Annotated in this window: 16 protein-coding genes; 11 read left to right on the top strand and 5 right to left on the bottom strand. The window is 70.8% G+C overall.

The window, feature by feature from the left end; all coding sequences use genetic code 11:
- Positions 1-489 (bottom strand): Lrp/AsnC family transcriptional regulator, encoded by a 489-nt coding sequence (locus H343_RS0125010; protein WP_028433351.1) that lies wholly within the window; start codon positions 487-489, stop codon positions 1-3.
- Positions 490-659: 170 nt separating this feature from the next.
- On the opposite strand from H343_RS0125010, the gene H343_RS0125005 reads away from it, so the two are divergent.
- A complete protein-coding gene (locus tag H343_RS0125005) occupies positions 660-2,093 on the top strand; it encodes a gamma-aminobutyraldehyde dehydrogenase (RefSeq protein ID WP_028433350.1) in 1,434 nt (477 codons plus the stop codon).
- A 124-nt stretch (positions 2,094-2,217) separates the two neighbouring features.
- Here H343_RS0125005 and H343_RS0125000 read toward each other — a convergent pair whose 3' ends face one another.
- Positions 2,218-3,132, bottom strand: a complete 915-nt coding sequence (locus tag H343_RS0125000; protein WP_028433349.1) for a serine/threonine dehydratase — start codon at positions 3,130-3,132, stop codon at positions 2,218-2,220.
- Between the two features lie 79 nt (positions 3,133-3,211).
- Between H343_RS0125000 and H343_RS32790 the strand changes: the two genes are divergently transcribed.
- Complete coding sequence (locus H343_RS32790) at positions 3,212-4,153, top strand: LysR family transcriptional regulator (RefSeq protein ID WP_078506093.1); 942 nt, start codon at positions 3,212-3,214, stop codon at positions 4,151-4,153.
- A 132-nt stretch (positions 4,154-4,285) separates the two neighbouring features.
- Positions 4,286-4,654 (top strand): zinc ribbon domain-containing protein, encoded by a 369-nt coding sequence (locus H343_RS0124990; RefSeq protein ID WP_028433348.1) that lies wholly within the window; start codon positions 4,286-4,288, stop codon positions 4,652-4,654.
- Positions 4,655-4,802: 148 nt separating this feature from the next.
- On the opposite strand, the gene H343_RS0124985 is transcribed toward H343_RS0124990, so the two are convergent.
- The gene (locus tag H343_RS0124985; RefSeq protein ID WP_028433347.1) at positions 4,803-5,831 is read right to left on the bottom strand and encodes an adenosine deaminase; all 1,029 of its coding nucleotides are present in this window, start codon (positions 5,829-5,831) and stop codon (positions 4,803-4,805) included.
- A 101-nt stretch (positions 5,832-5,932) separates the two neighbouring features.
- Here H343_RS0124985 and H343_RS36145 point away from each other — a divergent pair, with 101 nt between their 5' ends.
- The 7 genes from H343_RS36145 to H343_RS0124950 all read left to right on the top strand — a co-directional run bounded on the left by H343_RS36145 (position 5,933) and on the right by H343_RS0124950 (position 14,214).
- Positions 5,933-6,805 (top strand): DUF4190 domain-containing protein, encoded by an 873-nt coding sequence (locus tag H343_RS36145; protein WP_486587038.1) that lies wholly within the window; start codon positions 5,933-5,935, stop codon positions 6,803-6,805.
- 132 nt (positions 6,806-6,937) lie between these two features.
- Positions 6,938-8,452: a gamma-aminobutyraldehyde dehydrogenase gene (locus H343_RS0124975; protein WP_028433346.1), complete on the top strand. Its 1,515-nt coding sequence runs from the start codon at positions 6,938-6,940 to the stop codon at positions 8,450-8,452.
- A gap of 95 nt (positions 8,453-8,547) precedes the next feature.
- Positions 8,548-9,798: a polyamine ABC transporter substrate-binding protein gene (locus tag H343_RS0124970; protein ID WP_037905091.1), complete on the top strand. Its 1,251-nt coding sequence runs from the start codon at positions 8,548-8,550 to the stop codon at positions 9,796-9,798.
- A gap of 12 nt (positions 9,799-9,810) precedes the next feature.
- Positions 9,811-10,962 (top strand): ABC transporter ATP-binding protein, encoded by a 1,152-nt coding sequence (locus H343_RS0124965; protein ID WP_028433344.1) that lies wholly within the window; start codon positions 9,811-9,813, stop codon positions 10,960-10,962.
- Positions 10,959-11,921 carry an ABC transporter permease gene (locus H343_RS0124960; RefSeq protein WP_028433343.1) on the top strand — a complete coding sequence of 321 codons (963 nt, stop codon included), beginning with the start codon at positions 10,959-10,961 and terminating at the stop codon, positions 11,919-11,921. Before H343_RS0124965 ends, H343_RS0124960 begins: the two co-directional genes overlap by 4 nt.
- Positions 11,921-12,742 (top strand): ABC transporter permease, encoded by an 822-nt coding sequence (locus H343_RS0124955; RefSeq protein WP_199778993.1) that lies wholly within the window; start codon positions 11,921-11,923, stop codon positions 12,740-12,742. Before H343_RS0124960 ends, H343_RS0124955 begins: the two co-directional genes overlap by 1 nt.
- Positions 12,739-14,214 (top strand): FAD-dependent oxidoreductase, encoded by a 1,476-nt coding sequence (locus H343_RS0124950; protein WP_028433341.1) that lies wholly within the window; start codon positions 12,739-12,741, stop codon positions 14,212-14,214. The genes H343_RS0124955 and H343_RS0124950 overlap by 4 nt, the downstream gene beginning before the upstream one ends.
- A gap of 31 nt (positions 14,215-14,245) precedes the next feature.
- Here the strand turns inward: H343_RS0124950 and H343_RS34545 are convergent, their stop codons facing one another.
- Both H343_RS34545 and gabT read right to left on the bottom strand, forming a co-directional pair.
- A complete protein-coding gene (locus tag H343_RS34545) occupies positions 14,246-14,872 on the bottom strand; it encodes a phosphatase PAP2 family protein (protein WP_486587037.1) in 627 nt (208 codons plus the stop codon).
- A 326-nt stretch (positions 14,873-15,198) separates the two neighbouring features.
- Positions 15,199-16,548: a 4-aminobutyrate--2-oxoglutarate transaminase gene (gabT, locus tag H343_RS0124940; protein WP_028433340.1), complete on the bottom strand. Its 1,350-nt coding sequence runs from the start codon at positions 16,546-16,548 to the stop codon at positions 15,199-15,201.
- Positions 16,549-16,897: 349 nt separating this feature from the next.
- Here gabT and H343_RS32775 point away from each other — a divergent pair, with 349 nt between their 5' ends.
- Complete coding sequence (locus H343_RS32775; RefSeq protein ID WP_486587036.1) at positions 16,898-19,261, top strand: ATP-binding protein; 2,364 nt, start codon at positions 16,898-16,900, stop codon at positions 19,259-19,261.
- The last annotated feature ends 41 nt before the right edge of the window (positions 19,262-19,302 follow it).

The following is a 19,302-nucleotide window of genomic DNA, read 5'->3' as shown; positions in this document are numbered from 1 at the left end:
TTATCGAGTTCCCCAGGTGTAGGTCTGCTTGCGCAGCTTGAGGTAGACGAAGCTCTCGGTGGAGCGCACGCCGGGCAGTGAGCGGATGCGCTTGGTGATCATTTCGAGCAGGTGTTCGTCGTCCTGGCAGACGATCTCCACGAGGAGATCGAACGAACCGGCGGTGATGACCACGTAGTCGACCTCGTCGATCTCGGCGAGGGCGTCGGCCACGCCCTCGAGGTCGCCCTCGACGTTGATGCCCACCATCGCCTGCCGCAGGAAGCCGACGGTGAGAGGATCGGTCACGGCGACGATCTGCATGACACCTTGGTCCTGGAGCTTCTGGACGCGCTGCCGTACGGCCGCTTCGGACAGGCCCACTGCCTTGCCGATCGCGGCGTACGGGCGGCGGCCGTCCTCCTGGAGCTGTTCGATGATCGCCAGCGATACATCGTCAAGCGAACGGATGCCGTTTGTCTTCTTCGCGTCTCGGGCCACGCACGACACTGTGCATGAGACCTCCTCCGCATTGCAACCCATATGCAATGTAATCCGAAGCGAAAAGAACCTACGGGAACAGAATTCGTCGTCCTGGGTGTGGTGGTGTATCGAAAGCGTTGCGGTGCTGGTTAGGCTGGCGGTCTCACCCAATGGACAACTCAGCAGGAGGGTGCCAAGTGACCACCGAGCTGCGTCGGCTGCGCAACTACATCGACGGGGAGTTCCGGGACGCCGCTGACGGCCGTACCACCGACGTGGTCAACCCGGCCACGGGCGAGGTGTACGCCACGGCCCCGCTTTCCGCCTCCGCCGACGTCGACGCCGCGATGGCCGCCGCCGAGAAGGCGTTCCCGGCCTGGCGAGACGCCACCCCGGCCGCACGGCAGAAGGCGATCCTGAAGATCGCCGACGTTCTGGAGGCGCGCGCCGAGGAATTCCTGGCCGCCGAGTGCGAGAACTGCGGCAAGCCCCTTGAGCTGACCCGGCAGGAGGAACTGCCGATGATGCTCGACCAGATCCGCTTCTTCGCCGGAGCGGCACGGATGCTGGAGGGCAAGTCCGCCGGCGAGTACATGGAGGGGCTGACCTCCTACGTACGCCGTGAACCGGTCGGCGTCTGCGCGCAGGTCGCGCCCTGGAACTACCCGGCGATGATGGCCGTGTGGAAGTTCGCGCCCGCGCTGGCCGCCGGCAACACGGTCGTACTCAAGCCGTCCGACACCACGCCCGCCTCCGCGGTGTTCATGGCCGAGGTCATCGGCGAGATCCTGCCCAAGGGCGTCTTCAACGTCGTCTGCGGCGACCGTGACACCGGACGTCTCATGGTCGAGCACAGGACCCCCGCGATGGCCTCCATCACCGGGTCCGTGCGGGCGGGCACGGAGGTCGCGGGCAGTGCGGCGAAGGACCTCAAGCGCGTCCACCTCGAACTCGGCGGCAAGGCACCCTGTGTCGTCTTCGACGACGCCGACATCCCCGGCGCCGTCGAGGGCATCCGCGACGGCGGCTTCTTCAACGCCGGACAGGACTGCACCGCCGCGACCCGCGTGCTCGTGCAGGAGGGCGTGTACGACCAGTTCGTGGCCGCGCTGGCCAAGGCCGCGGCAGAGGTGAAGACCGGTGACCTCAGCGACGAGGACTGCTTCTACGGGCCGCTGAACAACCCGGCGCACCTGGAGAAGGTGTCCGGCTTCATCGAGCGCCTCCCCGCGCACGCCAAGGTCGAGTCCGGCGGCGAACGCGTCGGCGACAAGGGCTACTTCTACGCGCCGACCGTCGTCTCCGGACTCCGTCAGGACGACGAGATCATCCAGAACGAGGTCTTCGGACCGGTGATCACGGTCCAGAAGTTCTCGGACGAGGAGCAGGCCGTCGCGTGGGCCAACGGCGTCGAGTACGCGCTGGCCTCGTCGGTCTGGACGACCGACCACGGCCGTGCCATGCGGATGTCGCGGGTCCTCGACTTCGGCTGCGTGTGGATCAACACCCACATCCCGCTGGTCGCGGAGATGCCGCACGGCGGGTTCAAGAAGTCGGGCTACGGGAAGGACCTCTCGGCTTACGGCCTGGAGGACTACACCCGCGTCAAGCACGTGATGACGGCCCTGTGACGCCGTAGGCCCGCGAAGCCGCCGAAGGGCCCCTCGAATCCGCCGAGCGCACGGGGCCCTTCGGCGCGACCGGCCTCACCGGTGGGCCGCCGGTCCCCTGCCCGGGAAGCGCGGCGGCCTCGGCTCAGGCGGCGGACCAGTCGGCGTTGGCGCCGCAGACCACCAGGCACGGCAGCTCGCCCGGTACGCGTCCTGCCAGCCAGGCGGCGAACGGGAGAGCGGCCGCGGGTTCCACGGCGACCCGGCACTCCTCCCAGAGCCGGTCGCGGGCACGCAGGATCTGCTCGTCGCTGACGAGGACCGGCGTCACCCCGTGTTCCCTCAGTACGCCGAGGGGGACCTCCCCCGCCGATGTCGCCCCTGTCGCGGACGCGGCGACGGAATCCGCAGGGGAATCCACCGGCCGCCCGGCGGCGAGCGCGTCGTGCAGACAGCGGCAGTGTTCCGGCTCGACCCCCACCACGCGGCGTCCGCCGCCCCCGAGAGCCACTCCGGCAGCCAGGCCGCCACCGCCCACGGCGACCACGATCGCGTCGGCGTCGGGTGCGTCCGCCACCACCTCCGCGGCGACGGTTCCCTGGCCGGCGACCACGGCCGGATCGTCGTAGGGGTGCAGGAACCGCCGTCCCGGCGCGGCCGCACTCGCGGCGGCTGCGGAGGCGGCCTCGGCGAAGCTCGCGCCGTGCTTGACGAGCCGCGCTCCGCGGGCCTCGATGCGCCGCGCTTTCGCGGCCGGCACCGACTCCGGTACGTGAACCGTCGCCTCGACGCCCAGCAGTGACGCCGCAGTCGCCACCGCGAGTCCGTGGTTTCCGCCGGAGGCGGCGACGACGTGCTCGTCCTGCGGTCCGGTGAGCATGGCGTTGAGCGCGCCGCGCAGCTTGAACGAGCCGCTGAGCTGGAGATGCTCCAGCTTCAGCAGCAGGCGCCGCCCGTCGATCTCCAGGTCGAGGAGCGGCGTGCGGCGTACATGGGGCCGGATCCGTTCGGCGGCCGTACGGACGTCGTGGGGCGAGAGCGCCGGGAGAGTGCTGTTCATGTGCCCATGCTCCGCGCCCGGGGCCGTAAGGACCAGCAACACCTGATGACCTGCGTTAAGCAGCGCTTACGATGCTCCCATGACGAGGGAGCTGGACATCAACCGGTTGCGCGCCCTCGTGGAGGTGGCGCACGCCGGGTCGATCGCGGAGGCAGCACGCCGGCTCGCCTTCACGCCCTCAGCGCTCTCACAGCAGATCTCGAAGCTGGAGAAGGAACTCGGCGCTCTCCTGCTGGAGCGCCGCCCGGGGGGTATGGCCCTGACGCCCGTCGGCGCCCGCCTGGTGACCCACGGGGAACGAGTGCTGGGAGAGCTCCGTGAAGCCCGCGCGGCGGTCGAGGAGGAGTTGGCGCTACAGCCGCAGCGTCTGGCTGTGGGCTGTTTCGCCACCGCGGGCCAGGTCCTCGTGCCCAGGGCTCTCGCGGCCCTTCGACGACGCTACCCTGCTGCCGAGTTGTCCCTCGTCGACATCGAACCGCCGGGAGGGTACGGACTGGTCTCCTCCGGAGACCTCGACGTGCTCATCACGCATCGCTATCCGGGGGTGCCCTCGACGCCGCACCCGGGCCTGGGCAGGCGGCCCCTGTTCGAGGACGCGCTCCGGCTCGTACTGCCGGAGGACCACCGGCTGGCCTCCCGCCCGCCGCGGCGTGGCGTGAGTCTCGCGGGACTCGGCGGCGAGGTGTGGATCTCCGGCGCCCAGGGCGTCCCGAACCGCACGTGCCTGGACACGCTCGCCGGTGAGGCCGGGATCGAGGCCCGCGTGGCCTACGAGTCGGCCGACTATCACGCCGTACTGGCCCTCGTGGCGGCCGGGCTGGGGATCGCGCTCGTCCCCGCCGGTGTCCTCGCCGGGCCCGTGAGCGGGCGGATCTCGGTGCGGAGGCTGAGCGGTACGGCGCCCGTCCGCGAGATCTGTCTCGTGCACCGGCGGCGGCCGGCCGCGCTGGTACGGGAGTTCACGGTCTTCCTCGAGGCCGCGGCCGGCGACATCAGCGGGGCCGGGAACGTCCGTCCGTAGCGGCAGCGTGGTGTGTGCCGCCGTGCTCCGCCCGGTTGGGGCCGTCTCGTTACACGCGCGGCTTGAGGGCGGTATCTGCCTGGTGGTTGTCTGAGCCGGACACACCCGTACGCACTCGGAAACGGAGCCCTCGTGCTCATCTTCGGCACCTCGACCAAGATGCATCAGCTCGCCATGCTGAACCTGCTGTGCAGCTTCTGCGGCAACCCTGCGGCTCACTCCTTGCGCAAGCGGGTCACCAAGTTCTCGCTCTTCTTCATCCCGCTGTTCCCGGTCGCGCCGGCGAAGCACTACCTGCAGTGCACCTTCTGCGGCGGGGCGAGTGAGATAACCAAGGAGAACGCGGACCAGCTCCTCGTCCACGGCGGCGGGCAGCCGCAGCCCGGCGGCGCGCCCCAGCAGGGCCACGGTGCCCCGCAGCAGGGTTACGGGCAGGTGCCGCAGCAGGGCAACCCGTTCTCCGGGCAGCAGCAGCCGCCCCAGAACCCCTACCAGTCCTGACGGCCGCTCCCACGGGGTCCGGCGACGGCGGCGGCCGCCGCGGACGGGCTCACCGGCGGGCGGAGGGGGCTGCGCGGACGCGGGTGCGCAGAGGTGAGCGAGCAGACGTGACCGGCGCCCAGGGCGTCCGGTCACGTCCGTGCTCGGTTCAGGACCGCTGTCCCCAGGCCGTGAGGTAGGCGTCGATCTCCGCGTTCAGAGTCCGCTTGGCGGGCCCGTCCATGAAGGACGCCCGTACGGCGTTCCTGGCGAGTTCCGCGATGCCGGTGGCGTCCAGGCTCAGCAGGCGGGCCGCGATGGCGTACTCGGTGTTGAGGTCGGTGCTGAACATGGGAGGGTCGTCGCTGTTGATGGTGACCAGCGCTCCGGCCTGCACCATCTCCCGTACGGGGTGCTCGTCCAGGTCCTCGACGGCGCGGGTGGCGATGTTGGAGGTGGGGCAGACCTCCAGCGGGATCTGGTGTTCCGCGAGATGCTCCATCAGCTTCGCGTCCCGTGTGGCGCTGGTGCCGTGACCGATGCGCTCGGCACGCAGGGAAGTCAGGGCGTCCCAGACGGTCTCCGGTCCGGTGGTCTCTCCCGCATGCGGCACGCTGTGCAGCCCGACGGCGATCGCGCGGTCGAAGTACGGCTTGAACTGGGGGCGGGGGACGCCGATTTCCGGGCCGCCCAGCCCGAAGGAGATCAGGCCGTCGCAGGGCATGCCGGTGGCGATGCGCGTGGTCTCCTCCGCTGCGGGCAGCCCTGCCTCACCGGGGATGTCGAAGGTCCAGCGGAGCACGACGCCGAGTTCCTTCTCGGCCGCGTGCCGTGCGTCCTCGATGGCCTCCAGGAAGGCTCCGGCGGGTATGCCGCGGCTGGTGGAGCTGAAGGGCGTGACGGTCAGCTCGGCGTAGCGGACCTGCTGGCGCGCCAGGTCGCGGGCGACCTCGTACGTCAGCAGCCGTACGTCCTCCGCGTCCCGCAGCAGGTCGACGACTGCGAGGTAGACCTCGATGAAGTGCGCGAAGTCGGTGAAGGTGAAGAAGTCCCTCAACGCCTCCGGGTCACCGGGGACCTGGGAGTCGGGGTGCCGGGCGGCGAGTTCGGCGACGATGCGCGGTGACGCGGAGCCGACGTGGTGCACGTGCAGCTCGGCTTTGGGCAGCCCGGCGATGAACGCGGTGAGGTCGGACAACGAAACCCTCCAGTCGGTGAGCGAACCGGATCATCGTATGCGGCCTGTCCCCGGTGGCGAATAGCATGGGCGCTGGACGAGGAAACCCCTGGAGGGGACACATGGCAGACGAGACCGGACAGCCTGGGCAGTCCGGAGAGGACCGGCGTGATCCGTGGGCGTCCCCCGGGAACGGGGTTCCGTTCGACAAGGGAGACAAGGGCGAGAGCGAGCAGGAGCGGCGGCGCCGGTCGGTGGCCGACCAGCCGACAATGACCTCGGGCCCCTCGGCCGCGCCTCCGCCGGTTCCGCCCGCTCCGGGGGCGGCGTCCGGCGGCGGTGGTCCCGCGCCCGGCGCGGGCTACGGCTCGGGGTACGGGCTGGCGCACGGCCGGCCCGGGGCTCAATCCCCGGGCACAGGGCAGGGATACGGCTACGGGCAGACCGGGGGGCAGCCGGCGGGAGCCCAGTTCGGGGGAGCTCAGTACGGTCAGCAGTACGGCGGGCAGCAGTACGGGCAGCAGTACGGCCAGCCGGGCGGGGGAGCCGCCTGGGGGCATCCCGCTTCGGCGCCTTCCCCGTACGGATACGGGCCGGGGCCCGGCGGGTACGGCTGGCCCGGGGCGCCGCTGCCCAACGGCAAGTCCGTGGCGGCGATGGTGATCGGCATCATCAGCCTGGTCGTCGTCTCCTCCTGCTGGGGCAGTTTCATCGGGATCATCACCTCGCCCGTGGCGCTGGGTCTGGGACTCTCGGCGCGGCGTGCCGCCGACCGCGGTGAGCTGGGCGGGCGCGGCCAGGCGGTCGCGGGCTTCGTGATGGGGATCGTGGGGACGGTCCTCTCGGCGATCATCGTGACGGTCATCGTGCTGATGTTCACCGTCTTCCAGGACGACCTGGAGGAATCTGACACCGAGTACGGAGGCGGCTCTTCCGTCGACGCGCGGGGCGGTGTCACGCTCGTCGCGCATGCCACTGCGGATAGTGGTGCCTGAACCTCTGGTGGATGCAGATTCCGTGGCTTAACCAAATGGCAACGACGGAATCCCTTGTTGAATCGGGCTCCTCCTGCCAGGATCGGCGTTCAACACCGGCTGACGCCACATCGCCGCAGGCAGGAGAGCCCGATGGTCCAGCGCTTCGACGTGTCCTCGCGCTACGCGGCGGGTGCGCAGTTCACCGAGGGCCGGCTCGGGAGGGGAAGCTCCTCGCACACGCACGCGATCGTCGACCCGGCCACGGGCGGGACCGTCCTCAGCTACGAACTCGCGGGCACCGCCGACGTGGACAGGGCAGTCGGTGCCGCGCGGCGCGCCCTGCCCGGATGGGCCGGCGCCACCCCGGGTGAACGCTCCGACGCGATGCACCGCTGGGCCGCGGTGCTGCGTGAGCGCACGCAGGACTTCGTGTACGCCGAGTCGCTCCAGTGCGGCAAACCGCTGAAGTTGTCCGAGGAGTTCGACGTCCCGGGCTCCTTCGACAACGTCTCCTTCTTCGCGGGTGCCGCGCGCTCGCTCCCGGGTGTCGCCGCGGGCGAGTACAGCGGCGACCACACCTCGTACGTGCGCCGTGAACCGCTCGGCGTCATAGGCTCCGTGGCCCCCTGGAACTATCCGCTGCAGATGGCCGCCTGGAAGATCCTCCCGGCCGTCGCCGCCGGCAACACCGTCGTTCTCAAACCCTCCGAACTCACCCCGCTGACGTCCCTGATGTTCGCGGAGGCAGCCCGCGACGCGGGCATCCCGGACGGCGTCGTCAACATCGTCTCCGGCGCCGGCCGCGAGGCCGGCGAGGCCCTGGTGGGCCACCCGTCCGTCGCCATGACCTCCTTCACCGGGTCGACGGCCGTCGGCAAGCGGGTCGCCGAGATCGCGACCGGCACGGTCAAGCGGCTGCATCTGGAACTGGGCGGCAAGGCCCCGTTCGTCGTCTTCGACGACGCCGACCTGACGGCCGCCGTGCACGGTGCGGTGGCCGGCGCGCTGATCAACTCCGGCCAGGACTGCACGGCTGCGACCCGCGCCTACGTACAGCGGCCGCTGTACGAGGACTTCGTGGGCGGTGTGGCCGACCTGATGCGGGAGGTCCGCGTCGGGGACCCCTTCGCGCCCGGCACCGACCTGGGCCCTCTCATCTCGCACGCGCACCGTGACCGCGTCGCCGGGTTCGTCGAACGGGCCCGCTCCTGCGCCCGTGTCGTCACCGGCGGTCAGGCGCCGGGGGGCGAGCTGGCGAAGGGCGCGTACTACCTGCCCACGCTCGTCACCGACGTGCCGCAGGACGCCGAGATCGTCCAGCAGGAGGTCTTCGGTCCCGTGCTGTGCGTCCTGCCCTTCGACAGCGACGACGAGGGCCTCGCCCTCGCCAACGACACCCCCTACGGGCTCGCCGCCTCGGCCTGGAGCCGGGACGTCTTCCGTACGGGCCGCGCCGAACGTGAGATCCAGGCGGGCTGCGTCTGGATCAACGACCACATCCCCATCATCAGCGAGATGCCGCACGGCGGATACAAGGCATCCGGCTACGGCAAGGACATGTCCGCCTACTCCTTCGAGGAGTACACGCAGCTCAAGCACGTCATGTACGACACCACGGGCAAGGCGCGCAAGGACTGGCACCGCACCGTCTTCGGTGACCGCTGACCCCCGCCCGTCCCGCTCCGCCCTGCCCGGTCCCCGCTCCGCCCGTACCGCACCCGCACCTCCTTCCCTGTCCCTTCACCGGAAGGCAGCCACCGATGGACCTGGACCCGCAGCTCTACGAAGGCATGCCCGACCCCGTGCGCAAGGCATGGGAGCGGAGCCTGACCAGTGGACGCGCAGCCATGAGCCGCCGCCGCCTGCTGAGCCTGGGCTCCCTCGCCGCGGGCGGGGCCGCCCTCACCGCCTGCGGCATCCCGCCCGCGGAGGGCAGCCGCGGCGACGATCCCGAGGACAACCCCGACTACTCCAAGAAGGAGCGCGTCCTCAACTTCGCCAACTGGCCCCTCTACATCGACGTCGACGACAAGAACAAGAAGAAGCGCCCCACCCTGGACCGCTTCCAGCGCGAGAGCGGCATCAAGGTCAAGTACGTCGAGGACATCAACGACAACAGTGAGTTCTACGGCAAGATCAAGCCGCAGCTCGCCGCCGGCCAGGACACCGGACGCGACCTGATCTGCCTCTCCGACTGGATGGCCGGTCGCATCATCCGCCAGGGCTGGGCCCAGCGCCTGGACCCCGCGCGCCTCCCCAACGCGGTGGCCAACCTGGAGGACCGCTTCCGTACGGCCGCACACGACCCCGGCCGCCAGTACAGCTACCCATGGGCGGGAACGGCCTGCGTCGTGGCGTACAACAAGAAGGCCACCAACGGGAGGAAGGTCACCAGCGTCTCCCAGCTCCTGGAGGACGAATCGCTCAAGGGCCGGGTCTCGATGCTCACCGAGATGACCGACACCATGGGTCTGACGATGCTGGACACCGGCGTGAACCCGCAGAAGTTCACCGAGGACGACTTCGACAAGGTCCTCGCCCGGGTGCAGAAGGCCGTCGACCGCAAGCAGCTGAGGCGCTTCAGCGGCAACGACTACCTCGACGAGCTCAACTCCGGTGACATCGCCGCCTGTCTGGCCTGGGCCGGGGACATCGTGCAGCTCAAGCTCGACAACCCGGACGTGGAGTTCTCGCTCCCCGAGAGCGGCTACCTCTTCGGCACGGACGACCTGCTCGTCCCCGCCAAGGCCCGCCACCAGGCCAACGCCGAGGCGCTGATCGACTTCTACTACCAGCCCGAGGAAGCCGCCGAGCTGGCCGCCTGGGTCAACTACATCTGCCCGGTCTCCGGCGCCAAGGCGGAGATGGAGAAGATCGACAAGGACATCGCCGAGGACCCGCTGATCTTCCCCGACGCGGGGACCATCGAACGGGGACGCAACTTCCGGCCCATGGCCGACAAGGAACACGCCCGCTACGAGAACAAGTTCGCCAAGCTCATCGGCGCATAGGCGAGGGACGCCATGACGATCACGCTCTCCTCAGTCAGCAAGGTCTTCGGCGACTTCACCGCCGTGCACCCGCTGGACCTCACCATCCCCGAGGGCTCCTTCTTCGCCCTGCTCGGCGCCTCCGGCTGCGGCAAGACCACGACGCTGCGCATGATCGCCGGTCTGGAGGAGCCCTCGGGCGGCAGTATCCGCCTCGGGGACGAGGACATCACCTCACTGCCGCCGCACAAGCGTCCCGTGAACACCGTCTTCCAGAACTACGCCCTCTTCCCGCACCTCGACGTCTCGGAGAACGTCGCCTTCGGACTGCGCCGCCGCGGCATCACCTCGGTGCACAAGCAGGTCGAGGAGACACTGGAACTGGTCGAACTGGGCCCGCTCGCCCGCCGCAAGCCCCGCCAGCTCTCCGGCGGCCAGCAGCAACGCGTCGCGCTCGCACGGGCGCTGATCAACCGGCCTCAGGTGCTCCTGCTGGACGAGCCGCTGGGCGCCCTCGACCTCAAACTGCGCCGCCAGATGCAGCTCGAACTCAAGCGCATCCAGACGGAGGTCGGGATCACCTTCGTCCACGTCACGCACGACCAGGAGGAGGCCATGACGATGGCCGACACCGTGGCCGTGATGAACGCCGGCCGCGTCGAGCAACTGGGCGCGCCCGACGAGCTGTACGAGAACCCCCGCTCCACCTTCGTCGCCAACTTCCTGGGCACCTCCAACCTCGTCGAGGCGGAGATCACCGCCGTCGAGGACGGCGAACTGCGGCTGAAGGCCGTCGGCGCCGACACCGTCCTGCGGCTGCCCGCCCAGCGGTGCGCCGTGGCGGAACCCCGGGCGGGCGGCAAGGTCCTGGTGGGTGTGCGCCCTGAGAAGATCTCCCTCGTCCACGCCGACGACAGCGCGACCTCTGACGCCACCGGAGCGATCCCGGAGGGCAGCAACCTGCTGACCGGACGCATACGCGACGCCGGCTATCTCGGCGTCTCCCTCCAGTACGTCGTCGACAGCCCCGTCTGCTCCGAGTTCAGCGTCTACGAGCAGAACGTCGAACGGGACGCCCGGCTGGTACCGGGCGCCGAAGTCGTACTGCACTGGCGGCCCTCGCACACCTTCGCCCTCGACGCGGCGCAGGACGCGGAGGCCGGAACGGTGGAGGAGGCCCTGTGACCGCCCCCGCCGCCCCCGCCTCCGCCGGTGCGGCACCGCCCTCGAAGCAGCCGTCCCCGGAAACCGGCTCCTCCGGGGACGGCCGGGGGGCCCGCCCCCGCCGCCGCTTCACCCCGTACTGGCTGCTGCTGCCGGCCGGGCTGTGGCTCGCCGTCTTCTTCGTCGCGCCGTTCTTCTACCAGGCGTCGACATCCGTACAGAGCGGTTCACTCGAAGAGGGGTTCCGTGTCACCTGGGACTTCTCCAACTACTCCGACGCGCTGGCCACTTACGGCGAGCACTTCCTGCGTTCGTTCCTCTACGCCGCCGTCGCCACCCTGCTCTGTCTGGTCATCGGCTACCCGCTGGCGTATCTGATCGCCTTCCGTGCCGGCCGCTGGCGGCCCCTGCTGCTGGTGATGGTGATCGCCCCGTTCTTCACCAGCTTCCTCATCCGCACCCTCGCCTGGAAGACGATCCTCTCCGACTCGGGCCCGGTGGTCGGGGTGCTGGAGACGCTGCACGTACTGGACGTCACGAGCTGGCTCGGACTCACGGGGGACGAGCGCCTGCTGGCGACACCGCTGGCCGTGGTGTGCGGACTGACGTACAACTTCCTGCCGTTCATGATCCTGCCGCTCTACAGCTCCCTGGAGCGGATCGACCCGTCACTGCACGAGGCGGCCCGCGACCTGTACGCCAGGCCGGCCACCGTCTTCCGCAAGGTGACCTTCCCCCTCTCCCTGCCCGGGGTGGTCGCCGGGACCCTGCTCACCTTCATCCCCGCCTCCGGTGACTACATCAACGCCCAGCTGCTCGGGTCGCCGAACACGCAGATGATCGGCAACGCGATCCAGAAGCAGTTCCTCAACGTCCTCGACTACCCCGCTGCCGCTGCCATGTCCTTCATCCTCATGGCGATCATCCTGCTCGTGGTCACCGTCTACATGCGCCGGGCGGGAACGGAGGAACTGGTCTGATGGCTGCCCACTCGCCCGCTCCCGCCCCGCTGCGCTGGCTGCGCCGCAACGCGGTCGTCCTCGCGGGACTGTCCGCGCTCGCGTATCTGCTGCTGCCGAACGCCGTGGTGATGCTCTTCTCCTTCAACAAGCCCGCCGGACGCTTCAACTACGAATGGCGTGCCTTCTCCACCGACGCGTGGACCGACCCCTGCGGCGTCGCCGACATGTGCTCCTCCCTCGGACTCAGCCTCCAAGTGGCGCTGGGAGCCACCCTCTTCGCCACGGCCTTCGGCACGTTCGCCGCCTTCGCGCTGGCCCGCTACCGCTTCCGCGGGAAGGGCACGGGCAATGCGCTGATCTTCCTGCCGATGGCCATGCCCGAGGTCGTCATGGGCGCCTCCCTGGGGACGCTCTTCCTCAACACCCGTGTCGGATTCGGCTTCGTCACCATCCTGATCGCGCACATCATGTTCTGCCTGAGCTTCGTGGTCGTCGCGGTCAAGGCACGGGTGATGAGCATGGACCCGCGTCTGGAGGAGGCGGCCCGCGACCTGTACGCCGGGCCGCTGCAGACGTTCCTGAGGGTGACGCTGCCGCTGGCCGCGCCGGGGATCGCGGCGGGAGCGATGCTCAGCTTCGCGCTGTCCTTCGACGACTTCATCATCACGCAGTTCAACGCCGGGCCCTCCACGGTCACTTTCCCGATGTTCGTCTGGGGAGCCGCGCAGCGGGGAGTCCCCGTGCAGGTGAACGTGATCGGGACGGCGATGTTCCTCATCGCTGTCGCCATCGTGCTCGGCAGCCAGATCACCGCCGCCCGGCGAAGGAGGGTGCGATGAGTGCGCGGGCGCGCTCCCGCTCCGGGAACGCCGCCGGCGAGGCCGTACGGGCACTGGCCGGTGCCAGGCCGGTGCCGTTCTGGCTGGACGACCCGGACCACCGTCCGCGTGCCCTGCCCGCCCTGACGGGTGAGGAGGAGTGCGACCTGCTCGTCGTGGGCGGCGGATACAGCGGCCTGTGGACCGCCCTTGTCGCGAAGGAGCGCGACCCGGGCCGCGACGTGGTGCTCGTGGAGGCCAAGGAGGTCGGATGGGCCGCCTCGGGACGTAACGGAGGCTTCTGCGACGCCTCCCTCACCCACGGCTTCCCGAACGGGCTCGCCCGCTGGCCCGAGGAGATCGCCACCCTCGAACGTCTCGGGCTCCGCAACCTGGACGCCATCCAGGAGGCCGTCGAACGTTACGGCATCGACTGCGACTTCGAGCGTACCGGCGAGATCGGCGTGGCCACCGAGCCGCATCAGGTGACCGAACTGCGCGAGGCAGCCGAACAGGAAAGACAGTTCGGACTCACCGGACGGGAGGGGCGGGACGGTGACGCCTCCGGTCAGGGCGTCGTCTTCCTGGACCGTGCGGCCCTGGGCGAACAGGTCACCTCCCCGCTCTTCCTGGCCGGACTGTGGCGGCGCCGGAGCGTGGCGATGCTCAACCCGGCACGGCTGGCCTGGGGGCTGAAGCGCGCGTGCGCCGAGGCGGGCGTGCGGCTGTACGAGAACACCCCGGCCCTTCAACTCGCCGCCGGCGACGGCACGGTGGCCGTGCGCACCCCCTACGGGCGTGTCCGCGCCCGGCACGCGGCGCTGGGCACCAACGCCTTTCCCTCCCTGCTGCGGCGGGTGCGACCGTACATCGTCCCCGTCTACGACTACGCGCTGACGAGCGAGCCGCTGAGCGAGGAGCAGCGTGCGTCGGTGGGCTGGCACAACCGGCAGGGGCTCTCCGACAGCGCCAACCACTTCCACTACTTCCGGCTCACCGCCGACAACCGCGTCCTGTGGGGCGGTTACGACGTCCTCTACCACTACGGCAGCCGGATCGCGGCGGAGTACGACCAGCGCCCGGAGACCTTCCGCAAGCTTGCCGGCCACTTCTTCGACACCTTCCCGCAGTTGGCGGGGCTCACCTTCAGCCACGCCTGGGGCGGCGTCATCGACACCTGTTCGCGCTTCTCGCCGTTCTTCGGCACGTCGCACGGCGGGCGGGTCGCCTACGCGGCCGGTTACACGGGTCTGGGCGTGGGCGCGACGCGGTTCGGTGCCGAGGTGATGCTCGATCTGCTCGCGGGTGAACGTACGGAGCGCACGGAGTTGGAGATGGTGCGCAGGAAGCCTCTGCCGTTCCCGCCCGAGCCGTTGCGCTGGGCCGGTATCGCACTCACTCAGCGGGCGCTGGCGCGGGCGGACGCCCGCGGCGGGCGGCGCGGTCCGTGGCTGAAGGCCATGGACGCCACGGGCATGGGTTTCGACAGCTGACCCCTGCGCCGTTGTGCGCCTGAGCCCCGGGTCACCCGCGGCACGGCCGTTTCGGGCTGCGCCGCCGGGCCGAGGAGTCCGGAGGAGGTGCATGCCGAAGGCTCCTCCGGACGACAGCGGTCGCCGCCGCCATCAGCACCCACCCCAGACACAGGCTCGCCACCACGTCCAGCGGCCAGTGATATCCCCGCCACACCAGGCCCGCGCCGCACAGCAGCGTCAGCAGCGCCGCGGCGGCCGGCAGCGGCCAGTACGGAGGCCGCCGTACCGACAGCGTCAGCAGCAGCGCCGCACCGCCGAAGGCGACCGCCGCCGTGGCGGTGTGCCCCGAGGGGTAGTAGTTGGTTCCCCCGAACGGGCCCGGCCTGCCCAGCGACACCTTGAGCAGGGGAACGATCACGGCCACGCATCCCATCGCCCCCAGCGCGCACAACGGCGGCAGCCAGCGGCGCACACCCCTGGACGTTGCGGAAGCCGCGGCGTGTCCCGCCGCGGCGGCGAGCACCGGCAGTGCGACGGTCAAGTTGCCCAGGTCCGCGAGGAGTTCCGCCAAGGCGACGGGCGGGGAGGTGCTCCGGATCACCTCGCCGAGCCGGCCGTCCGCGCCCAGCAGCGGTCCGCCGGCGGCGACCTGCCAGGTGATGAGGGCGAAGACCACGCAGCACAGCGCGCACAGAGTGAGGTGGAAGGCCGACCGCCCCGGAACAGGGGGGAGAGTTCCGGAGCGGTCGTATCGACCGGCGTTCCGCGCGTCCCGGGGGGTCTGGGACGAGCGGTCCCCCGATCGGTGAGGAGCGTGCGCCAGGGCACGACCGGGCCCGTCTTGGGGAGAGACTGGCTCGGACCGGGATTCCGGAGTGGAGTTCCGGAGGACCCGGCGATTGCGAAAACCGTACGGCAGGTCAGCGGGGCCGGACAGCCGGATCACGCTCCAGCCATTCACCTCGCACACATTCTTCACGCCGGACGGTTTCCGCACCGTGCTCACAGTCCGGCCAGGGCCCCTTCCAGCACGTTCAGTCCTTCGTCGAGCAGTTCCTCGCCGATCACCAGCGGCGGCAGGAAGCGCATCACGTTGCCGTAGGTGCCGGTGGTCAGCACGAGCAGCCCGTCCTGGTGGCAGGCCTTGGCGAGCGCCGCGGTCACCTGCGGGTCGGGCTCCTTGCCGCCCGGCCGGACCAGCTCGATCGCCAGCATCGCGCCCCGGCCGCGGACGTCCCCGATGACGTCGTACTGCTCCGCAAGCTTCTGCAGGCGCGGCTTCATGATCTCCTCGATGCGCTTGGCCCGTGCGGCCAGATCCAGCTCCCGCATCGTCTCGATGGAGCCCAGGGCCGCCGCGCACGCGACCGGGTTGCCGCCGTAGGTGCCCCCGAGGCCGCCGACGTGCGCGGCGTCCATGATCTCCGCACGGCCGGTGACACCGGCCAGCGGCAGGCCCCCGGCGATCCCCTTCGCGGTGGTGATCAGGTCCGGGACGATGCCCTCGTCCTCGCAGGCGAACCACTGGCCCGTACGGCAGAAGCCGGACTGGATCTCGTCCGCGACGAAGACGATCCCGTTCTCCTTCGCGAACCGGGCGAGCCGCGGGAGGAAGCCGCGCGCCGGCTCGATGAAACCGCCCTCGCCCAGCAGGGGTTCGATGAGGATCGCCGCGACGTTCTCCGCGCCGACCTGCTTGCTGATCTGGTCGATGGCCTGGTCCGCGGCCTCCTCGGCGCAGTTGTCCGGGCCGGTCAGCCAGCGGTAGGGGTAGGCGACCGGGACGCGGTACACCTCGGGGGCGAACGGCCCGAAGCCGTGCTTGTAGGGCATGTTCTTCGAGGTGAGCGCCATCGTCAGGTTCGTACGGCCGTGGTAGCCGTGGTCGAAGACGACGATCGCCTGGCGGCGGGTGTACGTCCGGGCGATCTTGACCGCGTTCTCCACGGCCTCGGCGCCGGAGTTGAACAGGGCGCTCTTCTTGGCGTGGTCGCCGGGGGTGACGCGTGCGAGCTCTTCGCAGACCTCCACGTACGGCTCGTAGGGCGTGACCATCACACAGGTGTGGGTGTAGTCCGCGAGCTGCGCACTCGCACGGCGGACGACCGCCTCGGCGCTGTTGCCGACACCCGTCACGGCGATCCCGGAACCGAAGTCGATGAAGGAGTTGCCGTCCACGTCCTCGAGGACGCCGCCGCCCGCGCGCCTGGCGAAGACGGGCATCACCGTCCCGATGCCGTCGGCCACGGTGGCCTGCTTCCGGGCCATCAGCTCCTGGGACTTCGGTCCGGGGACGGACGTGACGAGGCGGCGCTCCTGGGGGAGGGCCGGGCCGCCGGACGGTTCCGTCATCGTGGTCATAGCACTCTCTCTCGGGACGAAGGGCTCTGCACGGTTCTTCGCAGGCTAGAGGCAGCGGCAAGCGCGAGACATGCACCGGTGCGGAGAAGTCCCCGTGTCGTGTTGGCCGCGGCGGACATAGGCGATCCGGGCTCCGGCGGGTGCCCGGTGGAGGCCGGTCCCCGCCGCGCGGATCGCCCCGCGAACCCGTCCCGGCACACGGTGCGGCCGCCGTCCGCGGCGGCCACGCGCACGCGGTCACACGGATCGGACCCGCCGGGACGGGTCAACTGCCTCCGCCGACGGCTAGATTGGGTCCGGGAGCGGAAACGCTAGGGCCAGGCAGGGGTAGAGGCAGTACATGGACATGGAGTCTCCGCACCGGAGGCAGGGTGCGGACAGCGCGTACGGCCCCGGGGATGTGCCGGCACAGGCACCCGCCGACGGGGGCGGGGGGCGGCCGCACGCCGGAGGGCCGCACGCCGCGGCATCGCACAAGGGGGACGACGCCCGGGCGTCCGGGGGAGAGCCGTACCCCGGGGCGCGGGCCCCCGGGGAGCAGGGCCCTCGGGAGCGTGGGCCCAAGGATCCGCCGCCGCCCCCGGCCGTACCGCCGCGGCCCGAGCGTGCGCCCCGGCCGGGTCCGTCCCTCGCCGACTGGCTGCGCACGCCGCGTCCCGAGGCGCAGCCGGGAATCTGGCGGTACGGACACCGGCCACGGCCTCCGGAGGACCCCGACCGCATCCCCGCGCGCCAGCTGGTCAGCGGCGCCCTCGTCTCCTTCCTGATCGGCTGGCTGCTGTGGTCGCTGCTGTACAACGGCTACCTCGGCGACTTCTGGATCTGGCCGCTGCTGGCGCTGACCCCCGAGTCGTGGCGCTCCGCCGGCGGCGACCAGATGATCTTCGTCTGGCTGAGCTACCTCTACTACGCGCTCGTCCTCGGCGGCCTCGCCGTCGTCTTCGGACGGCTGGGCCGCTGGCCCGAGGTGGGCGCCAGGGCGTGGGCCCGCCTTACCGGCTCGGCCGCACGGCGGAAGGCCGCGGACGGGCGAGGTGAGGCGGAGGCCGCCCGGCCCGTCCCGCCGCCCGACCCCCGCGCCGACCCCGTCGAATGGCCCGAACTGCGTGGCAGCGGCGCCACCGAGGCCGCCGACCGGCTCGCCGAGGAGGTGCGCGGCGGACGGATGAGCGACGTCGACCACGCCCGTATCCAGCGCGCGTGGGAATCCGTACGGGCCCGTCCGGGACGGCTGGCCACCTTCGTCGACACCGTCCGCGCACAGGGCGCGGCAGCCTGCGCGCATCCTTCGGGCCGCCGGGATCTGCCCCACCGCGCCGCCCGTCACGACCTGCGCCTGCGCCAGGTACGCATCGGCACCGCCGCCGACAGCGAGCGCAATCCGCATCACTACCGCGGCGCCGGAGTGGCGCTGGAGCCGTCCCTGCTGGGCACGTCGGCGCTCGCCGTCGGACCGCCGGGCTCAGGGAAGACGACGCGCCTGGTACGCCCGGTCGCCGAGTCGCTGTGCCTGCAGGCGCTCGCCGGCCAGGCCGCGGTCGTCGCCGTGACCGCCGGCGGTACGCGCCTGGCCCCCGACGAGTCCTACGACGCGGTCGTACGCATCGGCCACCCCGACTCCGTGTACGACCTCGACCTCTACGGCGGCACCGGTGACCCCGACGAGGCAGCCGGCATGCTCGCCGAAGGGCTCGTCGGTGACCTGGCCGAGACCCTCCCCGGCGGCGACAGCCGCCGCGCCGCCACATCGCTCGCGCAGCTCATCGGACCGTTCCGCGCCGCCTACGGGCGCTTCCCGCGCGTACCGGAACTGCGTGAACTGCTGGACGGTTCACCCTCCGCACTCGGCGTTCTGCGCACCGCCCTGGAGGACGCCGGACTCGGTGCCCAGCTGCGTGAACTCGACGCCTACGGGCGCCAGTCGGGCCGCGGCGACGACCCGGCCGCCCTCCTCGCAGACCGCATCGCGCTACTGGACCGTCCCGCCTTCGCCGGCTTCTTCCATCCCGAGGACACAGGTGCCGAGGAGGGCGGCGGTGCGTCCGGTGGTGCGTCCGGTGGGGGACACCGGCCGTTCTCACTGCGCGCCCTGGAGCACCCGCTGCGTGTGCGCATCGACCTGCCCGAGCGGGGCCACGCCGAGGCTTCCCGCATCCTCGCGCGGCTCGTGCTCGCGCAGTTCACGGAGTGCGCGACCGCACGCGAGGACCAGTCCCTCTTCGCGGGGCTCGTCCTCGACGACGCCGCACAGACGGTCACCCCGCAGGCACTGCGCGGCCTGCAGCGCCTTCGTTCCGCCCACGCGGGCGTGCTGCTCACCCTGCGCGCGCTGGACGACGTACCGGCGCCGCTGCGCGGCCCGCTGCTCGGCGCGGTCGGCTGCCGGATGGTGTGCGCGGGCGTGACCCCGTGGGACGCCGAGCACTTCGCCGAGGTGTGGGGCACGGAATGGGTGCAGACCCGCGACGTCACCAACCGCCAGCTCGTCTCCGACGAGCCCTTCACGCGGGTCATGCACGCCGTACGGCGGCTGGCCACGGGGCGGCACGTCACCGCGGAGTCGGTGACCGTACGGACAGTGCAGCGCGAACGCTGGTCGGCCTCCGACCTGGCGAACGAGCTGCCCCCCGGACACGCTGTGCTGTCCCTGACGACGGTACGGGGGGAACGCACTCCGCCGATCCTGGCCCAGCTCGGGGAGTGACTTCTGGATGAGTTCGGGAATGACCGAAATGAACCGGGCGG

Source organism: Streptomyces sp. TAA204 (genome assembly GCF_000424965.1).
This window is presented reverse-complemented; position numbering and strand designations above follow the sequence as displayed.